Annotated in this window: 15 protein-coding genes; 7 read left to right on the top strand and 8 right to left on the bottom strand. The window is 64.0% G+C overall.

Translation table 11 applies throughout. The features are described from left to right. The first annotated feature begins 1 nt into the window (after position 1). The 3 genes from GTP41_RS03470 (at position 2) to GTP41_RS03460 (ending at position 1,128) form a co-directional block, all read left to right on the top strand. The gene (locus GTP41_RS03470; protein WP_161024169.1) at positions 2 to 145 is read left to right on the top strand and encodes a hypothetical protein; all 144 of its coding nucleotides are present in this window, start codon (positions 2 to 4) and stop codon (positions 143 to 145) included. A gap of 50 nt (positions 146 to 195) precedes the next feature. Further along, the gene (locus GTP41_RS03465; RefSeq protein WP_161024168.1) at positions 196 to 606 is read left to right on the top strand and encodes a DUF6841 family protein; all 411 of its coding nucleotides are present in this window, start codon (positions 196 to 198) and stop codon (positions 604 to 606) included. Positions 607 to 681: 75 nt separating this feature from the next. Continuing rightward, a complete protein-coding gene (locus tag GTP41_RS03460) occupies positions 682 to 1,128 on the top strand; it encodes a PIN domain-containing protein (RefSeq protein WP_161024167.1) in 447 nt (148 codons plus the stop codon). A 12-nt stretch (positions 1,129 to 1,140) separates the two neighbouring features. On the opposite strand, the gene GTP41_RS03455 is transcribed toward GTP41_RS03460, so the two are convergent. Further along, positions 1,141 to 2,121 (bottom strand): Bug family tripartite tricarboxylate transporter substrate binding protein, encoded by a 981-nt coding sequence (locus GTP41_RS03455; RefSeq protein ID WP_161024166.1) that lies wholly within the window; start codon positions 2,119 to 2,121, stop codon positions 1,141 to 1,143. A gap of 73 nt (positions 2,122 to 2,194) precedes the next feature. Next, complete coding sequence (locus tag GTP41_RS03450; RefSeq protein ID WP_161024165.1) at positions 2,195 to 2,899, bottom strand: substrate-binding periplasmic protein; 705 nt, start codon at positions 2,897 to 2,899, stop codon at positions 2,195 to 2,197. A gap of 183 nt (positions 2,900 to 3,082) precedes the next feature. Here GTP41_RS03450 and GTP41_RS03445 point away from each other — a divergent pair, with 183 nt between their 5' ends. The 3 genes from GTP41_RS03445 (at position 3,083) to GTP41_RS03435 (ending at position 7,956) form a co-directional block, all read left to right on the top strand. After that, a complete protein-coding gene (locus GTP41_RS03445; protein WP_161024164.1) occupies positions 3,083 to 4,732 on the top strand; it encodes a DUF1800 domain-containing protein in 1,650 nt (549 codons plus the stop codon). 11 nt (positions 4,733 to 4,743) lie between these two features. After that, the gene (locus GTP41_RS03440) at positions 4,744 to 6,129 is read left to right on the top strand and encodes a DUF1501 domain-containing protein (RefSeq protein ID WP_161024163.1); all 1,386 of its coding nucleotides are present in this window, start codon (positions 4,744 to 4,746) and stop codon (positions 6,127 to 6,129) included. Between the two features lie 78 nt (positions 6,130 to 6,207). Then, positions 6,208 to 7,956 carry a vWA domain-containing protein gene (locus GTP41_RS03435; RefSeq protein ID WP_161024162.1) on the top strand — a complete coding sequence of 583 codons (1,749 nt, stop codon included), beginning with the start codon at positions 6,208 to 6,210 and terminating at the stop codon, positions 7,954 to 7,956. A 6-nt stretch (positions 7,957 to 7,962) separates the two neighbouring features. On the opposite strand, the gene GTP41_RS03430 is transcribed toward GTP41_RS03435, so the two are convergent. The 6 genes from GTP41_RS03430 to GTP41_RS03405 form a co-directional block, all read right to left on the bottom strand. After that, positions 7,963 to 9,390, bottom strand: coding sequence for a glycoside hydrolase family 19 protein (locus tag GTP41_RS03430; protein WP_161024161.1), 1,428 nt, complete (start codon positions 9,388 to 9,390; stop codon positions 7,963 to 7,965). 10 nt (positions 9,391 to 9,400) lie between these two features. Then, complete coding sequence (locus GTP41_RS03425) at positions 9,401 to 11,716, bottom strand: chitinase C-terminal domain-containing protein (RefSeq protein WP_308700829.1); 2,316 nt, start codon at positions 11,714 to 11,716, stop codon at positions 9,401 to 9,403. A 14-nt stretch (positions 11,717 to 11,730) separates the two neighbouring features. Further along, positions 11,731 to 12,747 (bottom strand): cupin-like domain-containing protein, encoded by a 1,017-nt coding sequence (locus GTP41_RS03420; RefSeq protein WP_161024160.1) that lies wholly within the window; start codon positions 12,745 to 12,747, stop codon positions 11,731 to 11,733. Between the two features lie 63 nt (positions 12,748 to 12,810). Beyond that, positions 12,811 to 14,493 carry a glycosyl hydrolase family 18 protein gene (locus GTP41_RS03415; RefSeq protein ID WP_161024159.1) on the bottom strand — a complete coding sequence of 561 codons (1,683 nt, stop codon included), beginning with the start codon at positions 14,491 to 14,493 and terminating at the stop codon, positions 12,811 to 12,813. 217 nt (positions 14,494 to 14,710) lie between these two features. Then, positions 14,711 to 15,379 (bottom strand): substrate-binding periplasmic protein, encoded by a 669-nt coding sequence (locus GTP41_RS03410; RefSeq protein ID WP_371867260.1) that lies wholly within the window; start codon positions 15,377 to 15,379, stop codon positions 14,711 to 14,713. A gap of 41 nt (positions 15,380 to 15,420) precedes the next feature. Next, complete coding sequence (locus GTP41_RS03405) at positions 15,421 to 15,948, bottom strand: PadR family transcriptional regulator (RefSeq protein WP_161024157.1); 528 nt, start codon at positions 15,946 to 15,948, stop codon at positions 15,421 to 15,423. A 136-nt stretch (positions 15,949 to 16,084) separates the two neighbouring features. Here GTP41_RS03405 and GTP41_RS03400 point away from each other — a divergent pair, with 136 nt between their 5' ends. Continuing rightward, positions 16,085 to 18,106, top strand: a complete 2,022-nt coding sequence (locus GTP41_RS03400) for an NADPH-dependent 2,4-dienoyl-CoA reductase (RefSeq protein ID WP_161024156.1) — start codon at positions 16,085 to 16,087, stop codon at positions 18,104 to 18,106. Position 18,107 lies beyond the last annotated feature (1 nt).

The raw sequence follows: 18,107 nt of genomic DNA, 5'->3' as shown, positions 1-18,107 counted from the left end.
AATGCGTATCGCAGCCATTAAGGCTTACCTTCGCTCACGTCGCAAGCATAGCGATTTCGCTGCGCTTGCGATCAACCCAACACAAGGCGGCGCGGCTGCGTTGCAAAGCATCGACGGCGGCAAAATGTCACTTTTTGCGTCCTAAGACTGCGACGGATTGACCACTAGATCTGGCTATCACTGAGGAAAAAAATTATGACTTTCCATGAGCAAATTGCTGAGTTCTTTATCGAGTACGTTGATGCGTTTGGCCGGAACGATGCCGACGCGCTCAGCGAGCTTTGGGATGTGGTTGGGCTGTTCCCTTCACCGACTGGCAACTTCGTTATGGAGCGAAAAGCGTTCCGCGAACACTGCGTGACGCTATTTGACTTCTACCGCCAACAAGGCGTTATTCGTCCAGAGGGAAATTTGCTATCAGCGACGGAACTCTTTCCAGATGTTGCCCAAGCCCGCATGGCATACCGAATGCACGCTGCAAACGATGAGTTAGTTGCTGGTTGGGAGCACGTCTACATTCTTCGCAGGAGCGATCGCTGGAGGGTGTCACTGACAATCGCCGATGGTGAAATGGCGGCATGGGCTGCCAAGGGGGCACTACTCTAATTTGCATTTCGGTTTCGTACAGCTTTGCGTCAATTTTAGGATAGCGTCATACGTGTGGAAATGCCCTGCCGGCTGATGCACAAACCATTCAAAGTAAGTTGGCGCATGGCCTCTCCATTGTGCGCCGGCATCACACTTTTGAGCACAAGGTGCACCAGCGTGCCATCGGCCATAAATGGCCATTCATCAGCGCACGGCAGAAGCTGGCATTGCGCATTGGGAGAACTTGGCTGCAGCCAGGAGTTCCACGCCAGGTACGCTCCCGTCAGCAACCAGCGACAGTATCCGCACCACGCTGCGCTTCTCGGCCAGCGCTGCCACCAGCGCGGCGAATTCGAGATTCTGGTTTCCTGCCTACTTGCAGTTGATATCGAGCATGCGGTGGCAGTCGAAGAACGGCCACCGTTTCGTCATGCTCCATTTGATCGCGTGTTAAGCACCCAAGCGATATTCGAACCAATGCGCTTAGTCACCCACCACCCCAAGGTGGCGGCCTACAGCGATATGATCGTCAAACGTTGACAATCAACGCGATCAATCGACGGTTGCACCGCTATCCTTCACCACCTTGCCCCACTTGGCATGTTCGGCGTGCACGAACTTGCTGAAGTTCTCCGGAGTGTCGCCCACATAGGCCGAGCCGGTATCGTGCAGCACCTTCTGGAAGTCGGCGCCCTTCATCACTTTCTGGGCTTCGGCATTGATCTTGGCGATCACGTCTTTCGGCGTGCCGGCCGGTGCGAACAGGCCATACCAGGCGTAGGACTCGATGGCCGGTACGCCAGACTCGGCGAAGGTCGGCACGTCCGGCAGCAGCGGCGAGCGCTGGGCGCTGGTGATGGCGATGACCTTTACCTTGCCGCTCTTAATGTGCGGCATGATCGCAATGGTGCTGTCGAACATCATCGGCACGTGGCCGCCCAGCAGGTCGGAGATCGCCGGTGCCGAGCCTTTGTACGGCACGTGGTTCATCTGCAGCTTGGTGGTGCTGGAGAACAGCTCGCCGGTCAGGTGTTGCGGCGTGCCGTTGCCGGACGAGGCAAAGGAGAAGTCACCCTTTTTGGCCTGGATGTAGGCCATCAGCTCCTTCAGGTTCTTCGCCGGCATGGACGGGTGGACCACCAGCACCAGCGGCACGCGCAGCAGGTTGGTGACCGGCGCCAAATCCTTCAGCGGATCGAAGGTCATGTTCTTGTACAGGCTTGGATTGATGACGATCGGCGCGCTGGACGTCACCAGCAGGGTCTGGCCATCCGGTTTGGAACGCACCACGGCTGCGGTGCCGATATTGCCGCCGCCGCCAGCGCGGTTGTCGATGACGAAGGGCTTGCCAAGGTTTTCATTGAGGCCCTTGCCCAGTGGACGGGCGGCGATGTCGGATGGGCCGCCTGGCGGCCATGGTACGACCACATTCACATTGCCGCTTGGCCAGCTTTGGGCGAAAGCGCTGAACGAAAGCACCGATGCCGCAACAGCGAAACCGAGCGACTTAGCTTTGGTGGAGAAAAAACGCATACCTGTTCCTTTAGAAAGTAATCTCCGTAAAGATTACCACTAACTGAAGCCGGGCATACACTCGTGAAAACCCTTAAGGCAGGACCGATTTCTGGATCCGCTCAATGGTCTTATCGGTTTGCATCTGGCGCAGTATGCGCGTCAGTTCCGGCACCAGGCTCTCGTGTTTCTTATGCACATAGTGGTAGACCGGGAACGAGGCCAGCGGCGGCTCCAGGATCGATATGCCTTCCAGGTTCAAGGCCTTGATCACCGCAATGCCGGAGCTGCGGTTGCCAAGCACCAGGTCGGTGCGTCCCATCATCATCTTTTCAAAGGCTTGCGGCATGGTGGCGACGGCCTCGATCTTCATGCCGTGGGTGTTTTCCTGCACGATCTTGATACCGCGCACAAAGCCCAGGGTATACGGCCGCAGGCTGTCCCAGCCGCTGACCACGAAGGAGGTACCGCGCGAAAAGATGACGATTTCGTAAATTTGCAGGGGGACGGGCACAATCACCAGATTCGGGTATTCGCGCTCCATGCCCAGTTTGCGATACAGCTCGCCATCCATCTTGCCGTCGTTCGCCTGGACCAGTGACCGTTCGCCGGGCAGGTGATGCAGCACCAGGTTGATGCCCAGGCGGCGATAGGCCTCGCGCACAATCTGTTCCGCGGTCACGGTGGCGGGGTCGGTTCCGATCAGGGTCGAAATACTAATGTCGCGCAGCGGCTGGCTGCCCACGGCGGGCAATATTGCCGCAAGTGCCAGACCCACCAATATGCGACGACGCAGCATGTCCATTCCTCCACCCTGGCTTTCAGCATAGCTTCCCCTCTGCCAGCCAGCAATAAGCAATGTGCCGGCGTTCCCTTCCCGCGTGGTACAGGCACCTCAAGTGTGGATGTAAAGCCGCGCACGATTGGCACAGCCAGCGGTAGAGCTATAGAATTCCTGATGGAAATACTTCAGGAGTGTGCGATGGACGATTCGACGGAAGTTGCGAGCGTGCCCAAGGTGCCGGTCGGCCTGGCGGCGGCGGCCCTGCTGGGCGCTTGCGGCGGCGGTGGCGGCGGCGATAGCGCCCCGAACAGCGGCGGCGGCACCGCGCCCGTGCCGCCGGTGCCGGTAGAGACGGCGTCCGCCAGTCAGGCCGCACGCTTCCTGGCCCAGGCTTCCATGGGCGCCACGCGCGAGCAGATCGCGCGCGTGCAGGCCATCGGCTATAGCAAGTGGCTGGACGAGCAAATGGCCCTGTCGCCCTCGCAAACACGCTGGGACTGGCTGCTGGCGAAGGGCTTCAACGCGCTCGAGCACAAGAACAGCCAGGCCGGCATCGATGCGGCGGTGTGGCGCAAGCTGCTGGCCGCGCCCGATACCCTGCGCCAGCGCGTAACGCTGGCCCTGTCGGAGATCGTGGTGGCGTCGCTGGACGGCTTTACCGGCTCCTGGCGCGCCTTCAGCGGCGCCGCCTACATGGACATCCTGGAAGCCAACGCCTTCGGCAACTACCGCACCCTGCTACAGCAAATCACCTTGTCGCCGTCCATGGGCGAATACCTGACCTATCGCGGCAACGCCAAGGCCAATCCGAAAACCGGCTCCATGCCGGACGAGAACTACGCGCGCGAAATCCTGCAGCTGTTCACCATCGGCCTGCTGAAACTGAACCCGGACGGCACCGCCACCGAGCAGGAAACCTATACCCAGGCCGACATTTCCGGCCTGGCGCGCGTCTTCACCGGCTGGGACTACGACCTGGCCGGCGCCAATACCGACACGCCGGATTACCGCAAACGCCCGATGATCCAGGTGGCCAGCAAGTATGAAAGCGGCGACAAGACCTTCCTTGGCACCACCATCGGCGCCGGCACCGATGCCGCCACCGCTCTGGGCAAGGCGCTCGACGCCATCTTCGCCCACCCCAACGTGGCGCCCTTCATCTCGCGCCAGCTGATCCAGCGCCTGGTGACCGGCAACCCGGCGCCGGCCTATGTGGCGCGCGTGGCGGCGGTCTTCAACGACAACGGCAGCGGCGTCAAAGGCGACCTGAAAGCCGTGCTGAAAGCCATCCTGCTGGACCAGGACGCGCGTTCCGCCGCCGGCCTGGCCTCGCCCAGCTTTGGCAAGGTGCGCGAACCGATCCTGCGTTTCACGGCCTGGGCGCGCGCCTTCAATGCCGCTTCGCCGAGCGACGCCTGGGCCATCGGCAACACCAGCGACCCCTCGACGCGCCTGGGCCAAAGCCCGCTGCGCTCGTCCAGCGTGTTCAATTTCTTCCGCCCCGGCTATGTGCCGCCGGCGCTGGGCGTGGTCGCGCCCGAATTCCAGATCGTGAACGAATCCAGCGTGGTCGGCTACGCCAACTACATGCAGTCGGCCATCAGCAAAGGGGTGGGCGACGTCAAAGCCGATTACGCCAGCCTGCTGCCGCTGGCCGACAACGTGCCTGCCCTGCTGGACGAGATCAACCTGGTGCTGGCCGCCGGCCAGCTCGGCGCGGACACGCTCGCCCTGATCCGCAACGCCATTTCCAGCATGGCCACCGGTACCGACGCCGCGCGCGCCAACCGCGTGTATGCGGCGCTGACCCTGGTAATGGCGTCTCCCGAATTCATTGTCCAGAAATAAAGGCCCCCACCATGACAAAGCAAGCATCGCGCCGCGCCTTCCTCCAGCGCGCATCGGCACTCGGCATGGCTGGCGTGGCGGCGCCCTGGGCCATCAACCTGCTCTCGATTGCCGAAGCAGCGGCAGCCACGGCCAGCGACTACAAGGCCCTGGTCTGCATCTTCCTTTACGGCGGCAACGACAACGGCAATACCGTGGTGCCGTACGACGCCAACGGCTACGCCGCCTACCAGTTGTTGCGGCCCACGCTCGCCTACGGGCGCGACGCACTGGCGGCAACCGCCATGGCGGCCAGTGCGCCGGTGCTCGATTCCACCGGCGCCGCGCGCGAATTCGCGCTGGCGCCGGCCCTGGCCCCGCTGCTGCCGATCTTCAATGCCGGCCAGCTGGGCGTGATGCTGAACGTCGGCCCGCTGGTGCGGCCGACCACCAAGGCCCAGTACCAGGCGCGCACCGTGCCGCTGCCGCCCAAGCTGTTCTCGCACAACGACCAGCAGTCGATCTGGCAGTCCTCGCGGCCGGAAGGCGCGGTCTCGGGCTGGGGCGGGCGCCTGGGCGACCTGTTCGAGTCCGGCAACGGCAATGCCACCTTCACTTGCGTCAACGTGTCCGGCAACGCGGTCTTCATGGTCGGCAAATCGGCGGTGCAGTACCAGGTGTCGGCCAGCGGCTCGATGCAGTTCAGCGGCCTGAAATCGCCGCTGTTCGGCTCCTCGGCAGCATCGGAGGCCTTGCGTACCCTGGTGACGCAGCAGCGCCCCCACCAGCTGGAAAACGAATACAACCGGGTGACGCGGCGCTCGGTGGATGCGAATACGGCGCTGACGGCAGCCTTCGCGGCGGCCCCGCCGCTGCAGACCGTGTTCCCCGCCTCCAACTCACTGGGCGACCAGTTGAAGATGGTGGCGCGCATGATCTCCGCCAGCGGCAGCCTGGGCGCCAAGCGCCAGGTGTTCTTCGTCTCCATGGGCGGCTTCGACACGCACGACAACCTGGCCGCCACCCATCCTGTGCTGCTGGGCAGGCTGGGCGAAGCCATGGCCGCTTTCCACAAGGCGACCCAGGAGCTGGGCGTGGCGGACAAGGTGACCACCTTCACCGCCTCCGATTTCGGCCGCACCCTGGTGGCGAATAACGACGGCTCCGACCATGGCTGGGGCAGCACGCACTTCATGATGGGCGGCGCCGTGAAAGGCCAGCGCTTCTACGGCACGGCGCCGGTATTTGCCAACAACGGGCCGGACGATGTCGGCCAGGGCCGCCTGCTGCCGAGCACTTCGGTCGACCAGTACGCGGCCACGCTGGGCAAATGGCTGGGCGCCAGCGACAGCGATTTGCTGGCGCTGCTGCCCAACCTGGCCAACTACACGACGCGCAACCTCGGCTTCCTGGGCTGATACCAAATGTAACCTTGGTTGCACGGCGCGGGCGTTTAGAGGAAGTTAGCAGGACAATAATTTCCAAGGACGTCCACCATGAAAAAGACCACCGTACTGGCTCCAGTCGTCGCCATCGGCGCGCTGGCGCTTGCCGCCTGCACTTCGCAGGTGCCGCGACTGACGCCGGCGAACGAAGCGTCCCCGGTCGCTGCCCCACCGGCACCGCCAGCGGCCCCGGTGCCGCCGGCCGCCGCCGACGCCCGCGCCAAAGTGGCTGTGAGCGGCTCGCGCCTGAATATGCAGGAAATGCAGCGCGCCACGCCGCATGCCTATGCCCCTGCGCCTAGCGTGGTCCGCCCGGCGCCGCTGCAGCTCCTCGCACCCGTACCGCAATCCGCCGACAAATTCCCCGACAAGGAAGGCAATAAATCCATACTGGTGAGCGAGCAGCCGGTATCGACCTTCAGCGTCGATGTCGACACCGCTTCCTACGCCTTCGTGCGCCGCATGCTGGCCGACGGCCGCATGCCGCCGCTGCAAGCCGTGCGCGTGGAGGAGATGGTCAACTACTTCCCGTACAAATACGCCGCGCCGGCCAAGGCCAGCCAGCCCTTCGCCGTCACCACCGAAGTCATGCCCAGCCCCTGGCAGAAGGGCAACCAGCTGGTGCACATCGCGCTCAAAGGCTACGACATCCAGACCGCGCAACGCCCGCGCGCCAATGTGGTGCTGCTGGTCGATGTTTCCGGCTCCATGGGCCCGCGCGACCGCCTGCCGCTGCTGCAGCAAGGCTTCCGCCTGTTCGCCGAGCAGCTGCGCGACGACGATATGGTCTCCATCGTCACCTACGCCAACGGCACCTCGGTCGCGCTGGAGCCCACCAGCGGCAAGGACAAGAACAAGATCATCGACGTTATCAACAAGCTGCAGTCGTCCGGCGGTACCGCCGGCGGCGACGGCTTGCAGCGCGCTTATGCACAGGCTGAACGCAACTTCGACCCGAAAGCGGTGAACCGCATCATCCTGGCCACCGACGGCGATTTCAATATCGGCATCACCGATCCGAAGCAGCTGGAAAAATTCATCGTCGATAAACGCAAGTCCGGCATCTACCTGTCGGTCTTTGGTGTCGGCCTGGGCAACCTGAACGACGCCCTGATCCAGCGCCTGACCCAGTCGGGCAACGGCAACGCCGCCTACATCGACACCCTGCTGGAAGCGCGCAAAGCTCTGTCGCAGGAACTGGGTTCGACCATGTTCCCGATCGCGAACGACGTGAAAGTGCAGGTGGAATTCAACCCGGCGCAAGTCGCCGCCTACCGCCTGGTCGGCTATGAGACGCGCATGCTGGCGCGCCAGGACTTCAAGGATGACAAGGTGGACGCAGGCGATATGGGCGCCGGCCACACCGTCACCGCCATCTACGAAATCACGCCTGCCGCCAATGCCGGCAAGCTGGTCGACCCGCTGCGCTACGAGCAGGCCGCCAAGCCGAAAGCCGCAAGCGGCAAAGGCGATGAGCTGTGCTTCGTGAAAGTGCGCTACAAGCTGCCCGGCCAGTCGGTCAGCAAGCAGCTTGAGCACGCGGTGCGCGCCGACGCAGCGCGCAACTCGCTCGACGCGGCGCCGGACGACCAGCGCTTCGCCGTCGCCGTGGCCGCCTTCGGCCAGCGCCTTCGCGGCGAACAGCAACTGGACGACTTCAGCTACGGCGATATCGCCAAACTGGCCGATGGTGCGCGCGGCGCCGATCCTGACGGCTACCGCGCCGAGTTTGTGAAGATGGTGCGCATGGCCGAATCGCTGGGCCAGGTAGGCCAGGCTGGCTCGGTGAGCCAGCGCTGACCTGCCTTAGTTGAGCGTAACGCCCCAGTTGCGCTCAACGCATTTCACGTAGTTGCCGGCGATGAGCGCGTTGTACGGCGTCTGGTAGCTCACCAGCTGGCACTGGTAATCGCCCCCGCTGTTCCAGTTCTTCTCCCAATAGATATTGTAGGAAGCGGAACTGGCGGGGCCGAAGCGCTGCATGCTGGCACACGACAACTGCTCCCCCGCCACATCCCAACCCAGGTCCGCCGCGAACTGCCGGTAATAATCGATGCGGTTCTGCGCCGCCGGCTTTTCCGTGCCGGTGCCGCATTCCGCATTGATGATCATGATGGTGGTGGCGAAGTTGTTGCCGGCGCCCGCCGCCCGGTCGCTGGCATTGGGCACCCAGCTGCCATCGAGCACGTGCAGCATCGACGGCTTGGGCGGCTGCGGATAGACGAAGAAGAACGTGGCCGAGGCCAGGTTCAGCCAGGTCGAGGCCACCTGGTCCGGGTTCTTCAGCAGCACCGACTGGTCGCCGTTGAACATCACCTGCGAGAACGGCCCGTAGTTGTAGTTGTACGAGAGCTGTTTCGCGCCGCGCCCGAAGTACTTTTTAAAGCTGCCGTCGGCGTTTTTCCCGCAAGTCCAGACCGAGTTGAACACCGGATCGCTGCATTCGGTGTTGTAGCCGCAGCCCGGCCCTTCCTCGTTGCAGCCCAGCTCGCGCAAATACTTCAGTCCCTGGCGCCATTGCGGCAGCGGCAGGCTGGCATTGTGCTCGCCGGTTTCCTGCGCGAAGTGGGCGAACATGGTCGCCAGCGAATGGCGGCAGATGGCGTCGGCATTCCTGCCGTCGCTGTAGTCGCCGCACACCGCAGGGAACTTCGCCACCGCCTGCAGGAAGCGCCGGTACTCATAGCTTGGCTCGCGCAGCGGGAAGTAGTGCTCCCACTTTGCGGCCGGCAGCAGGCGCTCCACGCGTTTGACGTTGGCCGGATTGCCCGCCGCGCCCGGCGCCACTGCATCCACCGCCGCATTATCCAGCGTGCGGATGGAAGCCTTGACGCTGCGGAAGAAGTCATTGTCGGTCAGGGCCCGCTCGCGCGCCTCGGCGGCAGCCTTGGTCGGCACGCCGCCCGGCGGGGTACCCGGATCGCCCGGGTCGGTCGGCGGATCGCTGGCGTCGGCGATGTACTTCCAGGGGCCGTAGGTATCCGCCTGGCTGGGCGCGTTCCCTTGCGTCCACCATTTGGCCTGGTACTGCTTGCCCTGGTAAATGGCGCACATGCCGGCCGTGTAGACCTGGCTGGTGCTCCATGCCGGGCAAGCGGCCGTGGCTTCCGCTGCGCCCGATACGGCGCTGAGCGCCGCCGTGCGCAGCGCCGGGGTACTGTCCGGCGCACCGCTGCCGCCGCAGGCGGTCAGCAGCAGCGCGGCCGCCAGTGTTGTCACACTGCTTGCTCGCATCTCGCGCTCCCTATTTGAGGACGACCGGCAGTTCGGGATATTCCTCGCTGAGCGCGTACTTCACGCCATTCACCGTGATGGTGTAGGCGGACGGCCCGCTGATCGGCAAGGTGTAGTTCAAGGTCAGCGACACCGAGGCGCCGGGCGCCAGCGATTGCCAGGCCGGGATGGTGAAGCGGGCGCGGTTGAAGTTGGCCTTGAAGCCGCCGATATTGTTCGGCCCCGTGTAGCCGGCCTTGATCACGCTCAGGCCATACCCTGATTGGTCGCTCATGGTGGCCGGCGCCGACACGGGGTAATCGAACTCCACCACCGAGCCGCCCGGGATCGTGACGCTGGTGTTGTTGGTCACCGTCATGACAGGATTGATCGGGTAATTGCTGTCGCCAAGCTTCCAGCCGCCCAGCGCGATGCTGACCTTGGCGCTGGTCTCCGGCATGGCGGTTTCGGCGCGCAGCGCGCCGTACGCGCCGGCGGTGCGGAAGGCGTTGGCCATATTGGTGGTCAGCGTGTAGCCGATGCCGTACTCGCCCTTGGCGGCGTCCCAGCCATAGTCGCCGGCCAGTTCCCAGATCATGATGCCGCCGATGTCGTTGTTCACCACATACTGCGTCTTGGCGGCGATGGATTGCGCCGTTTCGGTGGAGAGGAAGACCTTGCGGGTGGCGTTCCACAGCCATGGCGCGGCCATGGTGCTGCTGTAATGCGCGGTGTAGGTGCCGCTCAGGGTTTTCTCCGTCACACCGTAGGCATCCAGGTAGGACGGCACGATGGCGTTCTGCAGGTTGAGCGCGTGCCACAGCGGGTTGCCGCCGCCTGGGGTTGGATTGCCGTTGGCGTCCAGGTCGTACCACACGTTGTCGATGCCGGTGGCGCCCATGCCGCAGGTACGCACGCCGGCGCAGACCACGGTATCGCTGACGGTCGGGCTGGTGCCCCACAGGCCGTTGGTGCCGCCGGTGACGTTCTTCCAGCCGCGCGTGTAGAACGGCACGCCGATGTTGATGCGACCTGCCTGCAGCGCGCCGCGATAGTAGCGGTAGGCCCAGTCCACGTTAAGGTAGCCGATGCCGCCGTACTGGTAGGCGTTGCCGGCTTTGAGTTCACCGTCGTTGCCGTCGTCGAACAAGGGCGCGTTGGGGCCGACGTACTGGTTCCAGCCGCCATGCAGGTCGTAGGACATCAGGCTGGCGTAGTCCAGGTACTTCAGGCCGGACAGGTTTTCCTCGCCGCGCAGCACCCAGCCCGAGGCCGAGCCGGCGATGGTCAGCATGTAGTACTTGTTGTCGGCCACTGCTGCGGTGTCGAGCTTCTCGCGCACAGTTTTCAGCAGCACGTTATAGCTCTTCATCAAGCCGGCCAGGCGCGGTTTGGAGAGCGGGAAATCGAGCGGGTTGCCGGCCTCGTTGTTGGTGGTCGGGTGTTCGTAGTCGATATCCATCCCGTCGAAGAAGGTGTATTGGCGCAGGAAGGCGACCATCGAATCGGCCAGGGTGTTGATGCCGTTGGTGTTGATGCTGCCGTCGGCATTGGTGGTGGCGGTGTAGAAGCCGCCGCTGCCGGCCCAACCGCCGACCGAGAGCATGATCTTCACGCCGGGGTGCTTCTTCTTGTACTGCGCCAGCAGGTTGAAGTGGCCTTTGTAGGGCAGCGCGGGGTCCATCGCTGCGGCGGGGTTGTTGGGCCAGGTCATGCCGGTGTCGGGGTTGTTGGCGCCGCTGCCGATCTGCAGCTTGGCGTCGCTGCCGACCGTGGCGAAGGCGTAGTTCACGTGAGTGAGGTTGGTCCACGGGATGTTGTTGACCAGGTAGGCAGGCTGACCATTGGTGCCCACGCGCCAGCTGGTGAAGTAGCCGACAATGCGGCGGTTCAAGCCGTTGGCCAGCTTTTCGCGGCCGTTAGCGTCATAAACGCCGCAGTAAGCGACGTTCGGCACCGGCGAGACCAGGCCGTCCGGGCGGCAAGGGACTGGCGTCGGCGTCGGCGTTGGTGTTGGTGTTGGTGTTGGCGTGGGAGTCGGCGTCGGCGTCGGGGTTGGCGTGGTGTCCTGCAGCGCCCACGGGCCCCACTGTTCGGTGCCAGGCACATTGTTCTGGGTCCACCACTTGGCGGTATAGGTCTTGCCGCCGTAGGTCACGCAGGCGCCGGCGGTGTAGACCGCGCTGGCGCTCCAGGCGTCGCAGGCCGCAGTCGCAGATGGCGCTGGCGCGGCGGCCGCCATCGTGCGCGGCTTGGCGGTGACGTCCGTGCTGTCGTTGCCGCCGCCGCAGCCGGCGATGGCGCTGCCGACCAGCGCGAGCATCAGTAAATTGGGTCGATTGATCATGCTGTCTCCGTATTTTAGAAATCGTGGTTGTTCGGATAGCTGCTGTAAAAATCGTTATCCCAGCGGAAGTGCGTCGCCGAGACTGTGAGTGAGACATCCAGCGCCTGCACGAAATGCCACCAGCCCACCGGCAGGAAGAGGATTTCGCCGGGCGCCAGTTCGCAATCGATGACCGGCACGCCCGCCATCGACGGAAAACGCTGCAGGTCGATGGCGCGCCCATCGACCGGTGTAAAGCAGTGACGCTGGTTCTGCAGCTTCGGCGTCTCACATGGCGCGATCAGGCGCACGCGCTTGCGCCCCATTACCTGGATCATGAAATTGTTGGTCAGGTCGTGATGGAAAGGCGTGACCGTGCCCGCCGGGCCAAGCCAGAAGAAGCCCTTGCGTTCACCGTCCAGGTAATCCGGCAGCAGCGGCATGTCCTGCCACAACTCGGCCAGCGCCTGGCGGTTGCAGCCATCGTTATTCGCCGTCATGTAGAAGTCGTTGGTGGCGCCGCTGTCGCGCACCAGTGCCACGTACTCGCCAAAGCACATGCGGCGCTTGTGCGCGATGCTGTTCATCTCGTAATCGGCATCGGCATTGCGGCCGAACTGCACTTCCACCTCGCGTGCGCCGAATTGCGCGGCCAGCCAATCCAGCGACCAGCGCTGGCTGCCGGCCCAGTCGTCCAGCATGCCGGTGATGATGACGGGCCGGTTGAGCAAGTAATGCTCCTGCAGGAAAGCCTCGCCCGACAGCCTTTCGCGGCGCGGCACCGCCTGCGGCGCCATGCGGTTCAGGCGCGCCTGAATGCCGAGCAGCCAGTCGCGTTTGGCTAGCCGGTTATGCAGGCGCTGCACGCCGTGCAGGTAAGGACTTTGCATGGCCGCCGTAAGTTCGGCCTGCGCGACGTGCGGCGCAATGCCGGACCGACCCAGGATGCCGGCCAGCTTCTCCGGCGCGTGGCCCAGCATGAGGTTTTCAGCGATCCAGCGGCGCCACTCGTCGCTGATGCCAATGTGATGCACCGTCGCACGACGTTTCATAGGAATCTCCGCGAAAAAAGATGCCGGCGGCGTAGGGGGCGCCGCCGGCATCGGGACAAAGGGCTAGCGCCCTTTCCAGACCTCGCTGGTCAGCGCGCCGTTGGCATCGGAGTCCAACTGCCAGGTAAAGGCGCCGCGCAGGCCCTGGTCGCGCATGTACTGCATCTTGCTGTTGATGACGGTCTGGTCGTCATAGCTCCACCACTCGCCGCTGCTGGTGTAGAGGAAGAGCTGCTTGGTCACCGGGTGGTACCAGCGCTGGCCGGTCTTGTTGCGCAGGGTTTTGTAATCCTCGTTGCCTGGCTCCCAGGTGCCCGGCGCGGCGCCGGTGGCGGCCTGGTACAAGCCGTTGCCGTTCGGGCCCGCCGATACGCCCTTCCAGCCGCGCCCGTAGAACGGTATGCCGAGCAGGATCTTATTCTTCGGCATGCCCGCCGCCACCAGTGCCGCCACGGCGTCGCTGATGTTGTACTTGGCCAGGTTGCCGGTGGATGGATCTGCCGGGTCGCGCACCAGCGGTGCGTGGAAGTTGGTGCTCGATTCCCATGCGCCGTGGAAGTCGTACGTCATCACGTTGACCCAGTCCATGTACTGCGCGTACTGGGCCGGTTCCGTGTTGGCGATCTTCTCTACGCCGGCGCCAATGGCCGCAGTGAGCGGGTAGCGCTTGCCGTCAATGGCGCCTTGCGCATCAAGCTGGGCGCGGAATTCGGCCATCAGCAGGGTGAAGTTGCGTTTGTCGTTGACGGTGTCGACCGTGTTGTAGACCTGGCCGCCACCACCCGGATATTCCCAGTCGATATCGATGCCGTCAAACACGCCTTTCGCCGAACCGGGGCCGCCGCGCCCATCCTGTATCGGCAAGTCGCCTGCGATGAACAGCTTCACGCAGGATTTGGCCAGCTGCTTGCGCAGCGCGTCGGTCTTGGCGGCGGCGGAGAAGAACTTGGACCAGCTCCAGCCGCCCAGCGAGATGAAGACTTTCAGGTTCGGGTGCTGCTGCTTCAGCAGCTTCAGTTGCAGGAAGTTGCCCGACAGCGGAGCATTCCACGGCACCGCCTGGCCGTTGACGGTGCGGCGCGGTTGGCGCTGGTAGTCGGCATAGGAATCGCCGCCGGTGCCGGCTTGCGGCGAAGTCGGGTTGTCGTTGCCGACTTCGGTGCGCGTGACCATATCGCATTCGTAGCCGCCGTTCTTTTCGTACACGTTGCCGAAGGCGTAGTTGATGAAGGTGAGCTGGTCGGCAATGCTGGTCTGTACGCCGTCCACCGGCGTCTTGGTGGTGTGGATATCCGCCACCTCGTAATCGCGGCCGTACACGCCCCATTGCGCGAAGTAGGAACCGACCTCGCGGCCGTTTGGCGTCGGCGTTGGAGTCGGCGTCGGAGTCGGCGTTGGTGTTGGCGTAGGCGTAGGCGTAGGCGTAGGCGTAGGAGTGGGCGTTGGAGTTGGTGTAGGCGTGGTCGCCTGCAGTTCCCACGGTCCCCATTGCTCGGTGCCCGGCACATTATTCTGCGTCCACCATTTCGCCTTGTAGGTCGCGCCGTTATAGGTAACGCACATGCCGGCGGTGTAGATCGCGCTGCTGCTCCAGGCCGGACACGACTCCGCAAGCGCCGCAGCCGCAGCCTTCATGCGTGACGGTTGCGGCGTGGTGGTGCCACCCTCGTTGCTGCCTCCGCAGGCGGCCAGCAAGCTGCCGGTCAGGCCTGCAATCAGGAAGCTTCTCGAAACTTTCCGTTCCATTTGTCTCCTCCATCTCGTGGTTGTGGTTTGCCCTCCTTTTTCAGGGTGGGGTGGGGACAATTGGTAGTCAAGTGGTTTTGGAAAGTACTTCCAATCTAAGACCAGTTGCTTTTTGGAATGTGCTATCCGGAGTGCGTCGGAAGCGCCTCGCCAGAGCGTGGGAGCGATGTCTCAAATGAGACGTTTTGTTAAACGGTGAATACCACCAGCAGGCTAGTTACTGAGTGGTATGGCGGGCCTGGATGCGTTCAATCGTGCGGTCGGCCTGCATTTGCCGGAGAACGCGGGTCAGCTCGGGCACCAGCGCCGCGTGTTTGATGTTGACATAGTGATAGGCCGGGAAGGACGCCAGCGGCGGCTCCAGCATCGTGATGCCCTCCAGCTTGAGGCGACGCACCACCGCCATGCCGGAAGCGCGGTGGCTCAGCACCAGGTCGGTGCGGCCCATCACCAGCTTGTTGAACGCCAGCTCCAGGTTCGGCACCGGCTCGACCCGCATGTCGCGCGTGTTCTCCTCCGCGATCTTATTGCCGCGCACGAAACCCAGCGTAAAGGGACGCAGGCTTTCCCAGCCATTGACCGTAAAGCTGGTGCCGCGCGAGAAGATCACCAGCTCGAACGTCAGCAGGGGCACCGGTACGATGACGAGGTTCGGATACTGCCGTTCCAGCCCAAGCTTGCGATACAGTTCGCCGTCCGTTCTGCCGGCATTGGCATACATCAGCGCGCGTTCGCCGGGCAGGCGCTGCACTTTGACCGCACGTCCAAGGCGCCGGTAGGCCTCGCGCAGCACGAGTTCGGCGACAGTGGCGGCGGGATCATTGCCGTCCAGGGTGGACAGCGTCATCACCGGCAAGGTTTGCGCGGAGCCAAGCGCAGGCAGCACTCCCAGCACCGCACACCCCAGGAAGGCGCGGCGCCGCATGGCTAGCCTTCCAGCACGCGCAAGGCCTCGCGCGCCATATTGATCGCCAGCTCCTCCTGCGCGATACCGCCCTTCAGCAATACGTATTGCAGCTGCCGCTCGCGCGAATCGGATGCGGTGGCAAAGTCGCGCTCCTCGAAACTGCGGTACAGGGCCAGCTTCTGCTCGTGCAGCGCCAGGTGGCGCCGCATTTCATCGGCCAGCCCGGCCGGGCCGACCGCCGCCTCGGCGCGAATGCGCACCATCAGGGCATCGCGCAGCGGGCGCGGCTCCTCGCTCTCGGCAATCCAGCGCCGCAACTCCTCCGTGCCGGCCGGCAACACCTGGTAAACCCGTTTGCGGCCACGGCCCGACTCGGCCGGCAGGGATGCGATCCAGCCGGCTTCTTCCAGCCGTGCCAGCTCGCGGTAGATCTGCTGGTGGGTGGCGGCCCAGAAGAAACCGATGGACTTATCGAAGCGCCGGGCCAGTTCCGAGCCGGAACCGGCTCGTTCGGACAGGGAGGTCAGCAGCGCGTGAGGCAAAGACATGGCAGGGAAACGTGATGAAGTTGCCATCATCTTGCCTGAGCGCGCAGCAGAGTCGCAACAAATCTTTATGCAACCAGTTGCATAGACGTCGCACCCGGGCTATATTTATGCAACTAGTTGCATAATGAGGACGCCAATGAACCGCTACCCACACCTTCTCTCCCCCCTCGACCTGGGCTTTACCACCCTGAAAAACCGCGTGATCATGGGCTCCATGCACGTTGGCCTGGAAGAGGAGGAAAACGGCTTTGAGCGAATGGCGGCCTTTTACGCCGAACGCGCGCGCGGCGAAGTCGGCCTGATCGTCACCGGCGGCATCGCCCCCAACGAGGCTGGCCGTCCATGGAAGGCGGGCGCCAAGCTGACCACCAGCGAGGAAGTGGCGCAGCACCGCAAGGTGACCGCCGCCGTGCACGCGGAAGGCGGCAAGATCGCCATGCAGATCCTGCACTTCGGCCGCTACGCCTACCACCCGAAACTGGTGGCCCCGAGCGCGATCAAGGCGCCGATCAACCAGTTCACGCCGATCGAGCTCTCCACGGAAGACGTGGTGCAGACCATCGAAGATTACGCCCAATGCGCCGTGCTGGCGCGCGAGGCCGGTTACGACGGCGTGGAAATCATGGGCTCCGAGGGCTACCTGATCAACGAATTCATCGCCGCCCGCACCAACCAGCGGAGCGACGAATGGGGCGGCAGCTACGAGAACCGCATGCGCTTCCCGCTCGAAATCGTGCGCCGCGTGCGCGAGCGCTTGGGCAGCGACTTCATCATCATCTACCGCCTGTCCATGCTGGACCTGGTGGAAGGCGGCTCCTCGCTGGAGGAAGTGGTGCAGCTGGCGCAAGCCATTGAAAAGGCCGGCGCCACCATCCTCAACACCGGCATCGGCTGGCACGAGGCGCGTATCCCGACCATCGCCACCAAGGTGCCGCGTGCCGGTTTCGCGTGGGTTACCAAGAACCTGATGGGCAAGGTGGGCATCCCGCTGGTGGCCACCAACCGCATCAACACGCCGGAAGTGGCCGAGGGCATCCTGGCCGAAGGCGCGGCGAACATGGTCTCCATGGCGCGCCCTTTCCTGGCCGATTCTTTCTTCATGAAGAAGGCGCGCGAAGACCGTGCCGACGAAATCAACACCTGCATCGGCTGCAACCAGGCCTGCCTGGACCACACCTTCTCCGGCAAGATCACGTCCTGCCTGGTGAATCCGCGCGCCTGCCACGAAACGGAGCTGGTCATCGCCCCGGCGCAGCAGAAAAAGCGCATCGCCGTGGTCGGCGCCGGTCCTGCGGGCCTGAGCTTCGCCACCACCGCCGCCTCGCGCGGCCATGAGGTGACCCTGTTTGACTCCGCCAGCGAAATCGGCGGCCAGTTCAACGTCGCCAAGCGCGTGCCGGGCAAGGAAGAATTCAACGAAACGCTGCGCTACTTCGGCCGCCAGGTCGAGCTGACCGGCGTCAAGCTGCACCTGAACACCCGCGTCGACGCAGCCGCCCTGGCTGCCGGCGGCTACGACGATATCGTGCTGGCCACCGGCGTCACGCCGCGTACCCCGCCGATTGAAGGCATCGAGCACCCGAAAGCCCTGGGCTACCTGCAAGTGCTGCGCGACGGTGCGCCGGTCGGCAAGAGCGTGGCGGTGATCGGCGCCGGCGGCATCGGCTTCGACGTGTCCGAATTCCTGACCCACGAAGGCAAGAGCGCCAGCCTGGTGCCGGAGAAGTTCTTCGCCGAATGGGGCATCGACGAGCAGTACAAGGATCGCGGCGGCCTGCGCGCGCCGGAAGTGCACCCTTCGCCGCGCCAGGTGCACCTGATGCAGCGCAAGACCAGCAAGGTCGGCGACGGCCTGGGCAAGACCACCGGCTGGATCCACCGCACCGGCCTGAAAGCCAAGCGCGTGGCCATGCACGCTGGTGTAAGCTACGACCGCATCGACGACGCCGGCCTGCACGTCACGGTGGACGGCCAGTCGCACGTGCTGCCTGTGGATAATGTGATTGTCTGCGCCGGCCAGGAGCCGCTGCGCGAACTGCAGCAAGGCCTGCTCGACGCAGGCTGCACCGTGCACCTGATCGGCGGCGCCGACGTGGCCGCCGAACTGGATGCAAAACGCGCGATCAACCAAGGCACCCGACTGGCTGCCGCCATTTAAG

It is taken from the genome of Pseudoduganella guangdongensis (genome assembly GCF_009857475.1).
In the GTDB taxonomy this organism is placed as follows: domain Bacteria; phylum Pseudomonadota; class Gammaproteobacteria; order Burkholderiales; family Burkholderiaceae_D; genus Rugamonas; species Rugamonas guangdongensis.
The sequence above is the reverse complement of the archived record's forward strand: the minus strand, read 5'-3'. Positions and strand labels throughout refer to the sequence as shown.